The organism is Phenylobacterium sp. (assembly GCF_031412415.1).
GTDB lineage: Bacteria > Pseudomonadota > Alphaproteobacteria > Caulobacterales > Caulobacteraceae > Phenylobacterium.
This window is the reverse complement of sequence record NZ_JANOCX010000353.1, coordinates 1-7536: the sequence shown is the minus strand read 5'-3', so window position 1 is coordinate 7536 and position 7536 is coordinate 1. Positions and strand designations below refer to the sequence as shown.

The following is a 7536-nucleotide window of genomic DNA, read 5'->3' as shown; positions in this document are numbered from 1 at the left end:
GCGAAGATCAAGGCCCAGACCCCATCGATGTTGCGGTGGGTCACCGAATCCGGGTTCGCCGCAAATGGCTGGGCATCTCGCAGTCGACGCTGGCCGATCACCTGGGCGTCAGCTTCCAGCAGGTTCAGAAGTACGAGCGCGGCGCCAATCGGGTGTCGGCCTCGATGCTGGTCAAGATCGCCCAGAAGCTGGACACCTCGGTCGGCGAGCTGGTTGGCGAATCCCCCAGCGCGCAAGGCGATGAGAGCCTGTTCGAAAAGCTGGCCGTCCCCGGCGCCGTGCAGCTCCTGGAGGCTTTCGCCAGCGTCCAGCAACCGGCCCTGCGCACCGCGATCCTCAACCTGACCCGCTCGCTGATCGAAGAATCCGACGACGGCGCGGCCACCGTTCGCCGCGCCCGCTAGGTCCAGTCAGGCGCTTTCGGGCGCCGCGAAGGCCAGGTGGTGCAGGACCACGCCCGCGGTCACCGCCACGTTGAGACTGTCGAAGCCATCCGCCATCGGGATTCGCACCGTGCGCGCCCGCGCCAGTAGGGCGTCCGGCAATCCGGGCCCCTCGGCGCCCAGAATCACCGCGGCCCTTGGCGGCCGTGACAGCTCGGCCAGGGTCACGGCGCCGCGGGGACTCAGCGCCACGGTTTCGAACCCCCTCTGCTCCAGCAATCCCAGCAGGTCCGAGCCCGCCGCCAGTCGCGCGAAGGGGGTGACCAGAACCGCGCCCACAGAAACCCGGATGGCCTTGCGATAGAGCGGGTCGCAGCAATCGTCGTCCAGCAGGATGGCGCCCACGCCGAATGCCGCGGCGTTGCGGAACAGTCCGCCCATGTTGTCGTGATTGGCGATCGCGCTCAGCACCAGGACCAGGGCTCGCGCCGGTAGTCCCGCCAACAGTTCGGCGGGGTCGGGCTCGGCCATCCGGGTTCCCAGGGCCAGGATGCCGCGATGGATGGGAAAGCCAACCACCGCATCCATCACCGCCTGGCCCGCCGCGTAGATGGGGACGTCGTCCGGGATCGTCTCGAGGATTTCCGACAGCCCCGCCACCCGCTTCTCGGCGATCAGCAGCGAGACCGGACGATGCAGGCGCGAACGGGCCAGGACCCGCAGCACCACCTCGCCCTCGGCCACGAACAGGCCCTGGCGGCCGACAAGATCGCGCTCGCGCACGTCTCGATAGGCGGCGACGCGCGGGTCGTCCGGATCCTCGATGCTAACGACCTGGGCTACCACGGCGTCACGGGACGGTGGGGGAAGGGCTTGGGCGCCATGCGCCGTTCATCGGCGAATCAGCGGCGCACGTCCAGGCTGTCGCTGGCGACCAGGGCCTCGACCTCGGCGCGGGTGGCCAGGTTGAAGTCGCCTGGCGTGGCGTGCTTCAGGGCCGCGGCGGCGATGGCGAACTCCAGCCCGGCCCCCTCCTCCAGCCCAGCCAACAGACCGTGCAGGACGCCCGCGGCGAAGGCGTCGCCACCGCCGATGCGATCGATGATGGGGTTCAGCGGCCGGCTTTCGGTGCGCCAGGTTCGCTCCCGCGTGAACACCAGTCCGCAGATGTCGTGGTGATTGACCGTGTGCTGAACCCGCTCGGTGCACGCCATCCGCTGCAGCTTCGGGAAGGCCACGAACGCGGCGCTGGCGGCGCGTCGGCGCAGGTCCCCGGTGCTCTCTCCCGGCTGGGCCGCCGGGAACTTCGGTCCCAGCATCAGGGCGATGTCGCGATGGTCGCCGAACACCAGGTCGGCGTGGCTCAGCATCTCGGCGAGGATCGCGGGCGCGTCGCCGTTCCAGGCCTGCCAGAGGCTAGCGCGGTAGTTGCAGTCCATGGAGACCTTGACCCCCAGGCGGTGGGCGGCGCGCACCGCGGCGATGGCGGCGTCGGCGGTCTCCTGGCTGATGGCGGCGGTCACGCCCGAGACGTGCAGCCAGTCCGCACCGGCCAGGGCTGTGTCCCAATCCAGGCTGCCTGCCCCCAGGGCGAAGGCCGAGCCGGCCCGGTCGTAGAGGACATGCGACGCCCGCTGCGCCGCGCCGGGCGTGAGGAAGTAGAGCCCCTGGCGGCCCGGCCTGATCTCGATGCGGGAGGTGTCGACACCGTAGCGGCGAAGCTCGTCGATTGCCGCGCGGCCCAGCGCATTGTCCGGGACGATCGAGAGCATGGCGGACTCGTGACCCAACCGCGCGAGGGAGACCGCCACATTGGTCTCGGCCCCGCCGAAGCAGACCTTCAGGGTGGCCGATTGCAGCAGCAGTTCGGCGTCGGGCGCCGAGAGCCGGATAAGGACTTCCCCGAAACAGACGACGCGGGCCACTCAGACGATCTCCCTTAGGTCGGGCGGCGCGCCGGTGAGCCCGACGCGCCGATGGCGCCCGCTCTTCAGGAGCGTGCGCCTAGTAGGTGTAGCGAACGCCGACCAGGAACTCACGGCCGGTGTGGTGGTAGAACGACAGACGATCGGTCTGGTCGTTGAACTGGTCCTGGAATTCGTCGGTCAGGTTCACGCCCTCGAGCGTGAACTTCAGGTTGTCATTCCAGGTGTAGGTGAACGAGGCGTCGACATTGAAGGTCTCGTTGGTGCCGTCGAAGGTGGTGCCGGCCTCGGCGCCGGGGACCCGGGTCAGGTAGCGGCTACGATAGCTGGCTGAGACCCGCGCGCTGAACTTGGTGTCCTCGTAGTAGAGCGTGGCGTTGTAGGCCTTGCGCGACAGACCGGTGATGTCGTTGGTCGCCACCACCGCGCCGCTGGCGTTCAGGTAGTCGATGGACGACTTCACATAGGTGTAGTTGGCCAGCACCCCCAGGTTCGCCAACCGACCGGGGAGAAAGCTCAGCGGCTGCTGGAAGCTGATCTCAAAGCCATCCAGTTCGCCACCGGGGGTGTTGCGCGGCGTGGAGAACAGCCAGTTGGCCGAGGGGCTGCAGCCCGGGGTCGCGCCGCAAGCGGCGGTCGCCACGCTGTCGGGAATGCCGAACGGGTTGCCGGTGAATGGAATGCCGGTGGCCAGCGTCTGGACGAAGCTGTCGATCTTCTTCTTGAACAGGGCGACGCTGATCAAGGCCTCAGGCTGATAGTACCACTCGAAGGACAGGTCGAAGGCGTCGGCGCGGAACGGATCGAGGTTGGGGTTGCCGGCGGTCACAGAGCGGGTGGTGCCAGAGACGCTGACCGTCGCGCCGGGGGTCAGGTTCCCCAGGTCGGGCCGCGACATGGTCTTGGCCGCGCCGAAGCGGATCAACAGGTTCTCCATCGGCTCCAGCACCGCGTTGAGCGACGGCAGGGTGTCGTCATAGGTGCGATCCACCGTGATCGGCACCGCCGCGCCCGACAGGAAGGTGAATCCCGAGGCGCTCTGTTGAGTCTCCACGTAGCGCACGCCGACATTGCCGCGGAACGGCATGCCGCCCAGCTCGGTGGTCCAGTCGACCTGGACGAAGGCGCCCATGTCCTCCTCCGAGACCCCGCGATTGTTGCCCAGCGCGGGCTCGCGGCCCAGCCGCCAGGCGCCGCCGAAGGCGCTGGGATCGTTCAGGCTGAACGCCGTGGCCGCGGCGAAGTAGTCGGGCGAGACCCATGAGGTCACCGTGCCGGCCGGCGCGCCCAACCCGCTGGTCGGCAGGTTGACGGTCTTGGCGTAGCTGGCGAGCGCTATGGCCGCCACGGCCGCCGGGATCACCGGCTCCTGGTTGGCGCTGGTGCCATTGGTGCGGCGCAGCTCAGTGCTGACGAAGTCATAGCTCTTCCAGTTCACGCCGGCGGAGATCTTGAACATCTCGTTGGGCTCAAACATCACCTCGGCCTGCAGCGTGTCGTAGGTGTTGCTGGCCGTCTGCGGGCGCATGCGCACCTGCGTCAGGGTCCAGGCGTTGGCGTTGGTCAGGTTGGCGTTGCCATAGGTCAGCAGCGGCGCCCGGCCCTGGCTGTAGTCGTAGCGATAGCCGTCGACGTTGAACTGATCCCAGATGATCGTGGTCTGGACCGGATTGTCATGGTCCGACTTCGAGTGGCCGGCCAGGGCGTGGATGCGCAGGCTGTCGGAGAACTCGTGCGTGAAGTCGAGCGAGTACTGAGTGAAGGTGGTGGTCAATTCGTCGTAGCGATCCTCGACCCGCAGATCGACATCGTTGAAGGTCGCCGCCACGAGGGTGTTGTTGGCGTCGATGGTGGAGGCCGTGACGTTGGTGTCGGCGATGCCGCAGCTCGTATTGACGTTGGCGGCGGTGCAGGCGGCGTTGACGCTGAACGACGGCACTTCCAGGAACTGCTCCTCGCGGTTCCCGTCGAGCTTGGCGTAGAGCAGGTCGAAGGTCAGTTCGGTGCGGTCCGTGGGCTTCCATTGCAGGGCCAGGGTCGCGCCCAGGCGGTCCTGTTCCTGATCGTAGCGGTCGTAGCGCGGGATACGAGGGTGGTAGGCGGCGTTCACCGCGGCGGCGGCCGGGTTGGCCGTGGTCGGCAGGCCCGCGGCGTTCGGCAAGGCGTCGAAGCCCGGCGCTATCGCGTTCCCCGTCGCCCAGCGGACGGTCGAGGTTCCGACGTCCAGCAGGCTGCGCTTGTTGAAGGCCACCGACAGCAGGGCGCCCACGGTGTTGTCCGCCCAGGAGTTGGAGATCATCGCCGCCATGCGGGGCGAGGTCTTCTCCGAAAGGGTGTTGTAGCTGCCCTGAGCGGAGGCCGCGAACTTGAAGCCGTTGTAGTCCAACGGCCGTGCGGTGCGCAGGTCCACAGTCGCGCCAAGCGAACCCTCCTCCGTCGTCGCCGAGGCCGTCTTCTGCACCGTGATCGAGTTGAACAGATCAGAGGCGAAGATGTTGAAGTCGAAGCTGCGCCCGCGGTTGGTGCCGCCCGAGGCGTCGGTGCCGCCCGCGGTGGTCAGGGCTTCCATGCCGTTGATGCGCACTCGGGTGAACTGCGGGCTAAGCCCCCGCACGGTGATCTGACGCCCCTCCCCAGCGTCGCGCGCCAGGGCCACGCCCGAGATCCGCTGGATCGATTCCGAAAGGTTCAGGTCGGGAAACTTGCCGATGTCCTCGGCCAGGATGGTGTCCGCGGCGACCGAGGAGTCACGCTTGAGGTTCAGCGCCTGCTGAAGGCTCCCCCGAAACCCGGTGACGACGACCTCGTCGACCTCCGAGTCCGCTTGCTGCCCGAAGGCCGGCGTAGCCAGGCTGAGCGCGAAGAGTGAAGCGCCGGCCAATAGCGCGCGCGACATCGTTGAAGTCCGACCCATGACATCCTCCCTGCGGAGATCGCTCACCTCGTGCGCCAAGCGGCGTGTCGGGCGGGCGTTTCTCCAGTCCCCAAAATGACACCGGTGTCATTGCCGCTTGCAATTTTTGACACCGGTATCATCGAAGCATAGCCATGAAACGGCGGCACTCGCAAGACCACTCACCCGACTGGCTGCCACGAAACGTACATGCAGGCCGACCCGATGGTCGCACACCCTCTGGTCGGCCGCACCGACATCGCCTTCGCAGGGGGATCGTCCTGGACCGTCCCGTGGGCTTGCGCGCCTAGCGGGCCAGCCATCCGCCATCCACGGGCACGATCGCGCCGTGCATGTAGTCGGCGGCGCTGGACGCCAGGAAAACGGCGGCCCCACCCAGATCCTCCGGCCGTCCCCAGCGCCCGGCGGGTATGCGGGCCAGGATGTCACGGCTGCGGCCCTCGTCGGCGCGCAGGGCCTCGGTGTTGTTGGTGGCGAAGTAGCCAGGGGCGATGGCGTTCACATTGATGCCCTTGGCCGCCCACTCGTTGGCCAGCAGCTTGGTGATCCCGCCGATGCCGCTCTTGCTGGCGGCGTAGGACGCCACCCGGATACCGCCCTGGAAAGTCAGCATCGAAGCGATGTTGACGATCTTCCCTCCCCGTCCCTGCTCGACCATCCGCCGGCCGACCGCCTGGGTCAGGAAGAAGGTGGTCTTCAGGTTGACGTCCATCACGGAGTCCCAGTCGTCCTCGGTGAACTCAAGGGCGTCGTTGCGGCGGATGATCCCAGCGTTGTTGACCAGGATGTCGACCCCGCCCAGGTGCTGGACGGTCTCGGCGACGATCCGCTCAATCGGCTCCAGGCTCCCGAGGTCGGCGGTGATGTCGTGGAAGCGCCGGCCCTTGGCCTCAACGGCGAAACGGGTATCCACCGGCGGCGTGCGGCCCACGGCGGCGATATCCGCGCCGGCGCCGGCCAGGGCCTCGGCGATGGCCTGCCCGAGGCCCGTATTAGCCCCGGTGACGATGGCCGTCTTGCCCGAGAGGTCGAACATTTTCAGCGACATGGGGCGCCTACTTCAACTGGCAAATATCGAGGACATGCATGTCGGTGTAGTCGAGATTTTCCCCGCCCATGGCCCAGATGAACCCGTAGTTGGAGGTCCCGGCCCCCATGTGGATCGACCAGGGCGGGCTGATCACCGCCTCGTCGGCGCCGACCACGATGTGGCGCATGGCGTCGGGCTCGCCCATGAAGTGGAAGACCTTATTGTCGCCGGCCAGGTCGAAGTAGAAGTAGATCTCCGAGCGCCGGTCGTGCAGGTGCGGCGGCATGGTGTTCCAGACACTGCCAGGCTTCAGGAAGGTCACCCCCAGCAGAAGCTGGGCGGTCTCGCAGACCCCAGGGATGAAATACTGGAAAATGGTCCGTTCATTGGACTGCTCGGGCGTCCCGCGCTCAAGGGGATTGGCCTGTGAGATGGCGATCTTGGTGATTGGGCAAACCTTATGGGCTGGCGTCGAGGCCAGATAGAACCTGGCGGGCGTCGCCGGATCGGCGGCCTCGAAGACCACGTCCTTCGAGCCCATGGGCACGTAGAGGCCGTCGCGGGGAGCCATGTCGAAGGCCTGGCCGTCGACCGTGATCTTCCCCGCCCCGCCCACATTGACCACGCCGAGCTCACGACGTTCCAGGAAAGGGTGGCCCGCGGCGCTGGCAGGCTCAGTCTGGTCCGGCAGCTTCACGGCCCTGGAGACCGGGGCCGCGCCGCCGATCACGAAGCGTTCGTTGTGGCTGTAGTTCAGGCTGACCGTGTCGGCGGCGAACATGTCCTGGACCAGATAACGGTCGCGCAGGGCGTCGTTGTCAGCACCCTTCATCATGTCCGGGTGTGTGGCGTGATAGGTTTTCTTGAACATGATCAGATCCTTGGGTCTCAGGCGATTAGCGCTATCGGAGCAGCGGGCTGGCGATCCAGCCGATAGGCCCGCTTGCGAAGGTTGTTGGCGAGGTCGATGGCCAGTTCGCGGGCCACGTCCTCGTCCAGGCGATGCTCGGCAGCAGCCTGGCCAGGAACCCGCAGTCGACGCGCCGGGCCACGTCGTGACGGGCCGGGATCGAGAGGAAGGCGCGGGTGTCGTCGTTGAAGCCGACGGTGTTGTAGAAGCCCGCGGTCTCCGTCGTCTGCTCGCGGAACCGGCGCATGCCCTCGGGGCTGTCGTGGAACCACGAGGCGGGGCCAAGCTTGAGAATCGGATAGCAGCCGGCCAGCGTCGGGCGCCAGCAGCAGCGCGGTGGCGTTCGGTAACGCCGCGTTCTGCGAGAACCAGAC

6 protein-coding genes and 1 pseudogene are annotated in these 7536 nt (G+C 67.3%); 1 reads left to right on the top strand and 6 read right to left on the bottom strand.

Going from position 1 to position 7536, the window contains the following annotated elements; translation table 11 throughout:
* A partial coding sequence (locus RMO04_RS16920) for a helix-turn-helix transcriptional regulator (protein WP_309645938.1) occupies positions 1-404 on the top strand: 404 nt, incomplete at its 5' end.
* 6 nt (positions 405-410) lie between these two features.
* Here RMO04_RS16920 and RMO04_RS16915 read toward each other — a convergent pair.
* The 6 genes and pseudogenes from RMO04_RS16915 to RMO04_RS16890 form a co-directional block, all read right to left on the bottom strand.
* Complete coding sequence (locus RMO04_RS16915) at positions 411-1229, bottom strand: RNA methyltransferase (protein WP_309645937.1); 819 nt, start codon at positions 1227-1229, stop codon at positions 411-413.
* A 56-nt stretch (positions 1230-1285) separates the two neighbouring features.
* A complete protein-coding gene (locus tag RMO04_RS16910; RefSeq protein WP_309645936.1) occupies positions 1286-2308 on the bottom strand; it encodes a sugar kinase in 1023 nt (340 codons plus the stop codon).
* Between the two features lie 79 nt (positions 2309-2387).
* On the bottom strand, positions 2388-5222 hold the full coding sequence (locus tag RMO04_RS16905; RefSeq protein ID WP_309645935.1) for a TonB-dependent receptor: 2835 nt from the start codon (positions 5220-5222) through the stop codon (positions 2388-2390).
* A gap of 286 nt (positions 5223-5508) precedes the next feature.
* Positions 5509-6270 carry a 2-dehydro-3-deoxy-D-gluconate 5-dehydrogenase KduD gene (gene kduD, locus RMO04_RS16900; RefSeq protein WP_309645934.1) on the bottom strand — a complete coding sequence of 254 codons (762 nt, stop codon included), beginning with the start codon at positions 6268-6270 and terminating at the stop codon, positions 5509-5511.
* A 7-nt stretch (positions 6271-6277) separates the two neighbouring features.
* On the bottom strand, positions 6278-7123 hold the full coding sequence (gene kduI, locus RMO04_RS16895) for a 5-dehydro-4-deoxy-D-glucuronate isomerase (RefSeq protein ID WP_309645933.1): 846 nt from the start codon (positions 7121-7123) through the stop codon (positions 6278-6280).
* A 17-nt stretch (positions 7124-7140) separates the two neighbouring features.
* Positions 7141-7475, bottom strand: a pseudogene (locus RMO04_RS16890) (glucuronate isomerase); the annotation flags it as partial.
* Positions 7476-7536: the final 61 nt, after the last annotated feature.

Coding starts and splice junctions, on each gene's coding strand:
- RMO04_RS16905 (WP_309645935.1), bottom strand. CDS start 5,222: ATGGGTCGGACTTCAACGATGTCGCGCGCGCTATTGGCCGGCGCTTCA.
- kduD (WP_309645934.1), bottom strand. CDS start 6,270: ATGTCGCTGAAAATGTTCGACCTCTCGGGCAAGACGGCCATCGTCACC.
- kduI (WP_309645933.1), bottom strand. CDS start 7,123: ATGTTCAAGAAAACCTATCACGCCACACACCCGGACATGATGAAGGGT.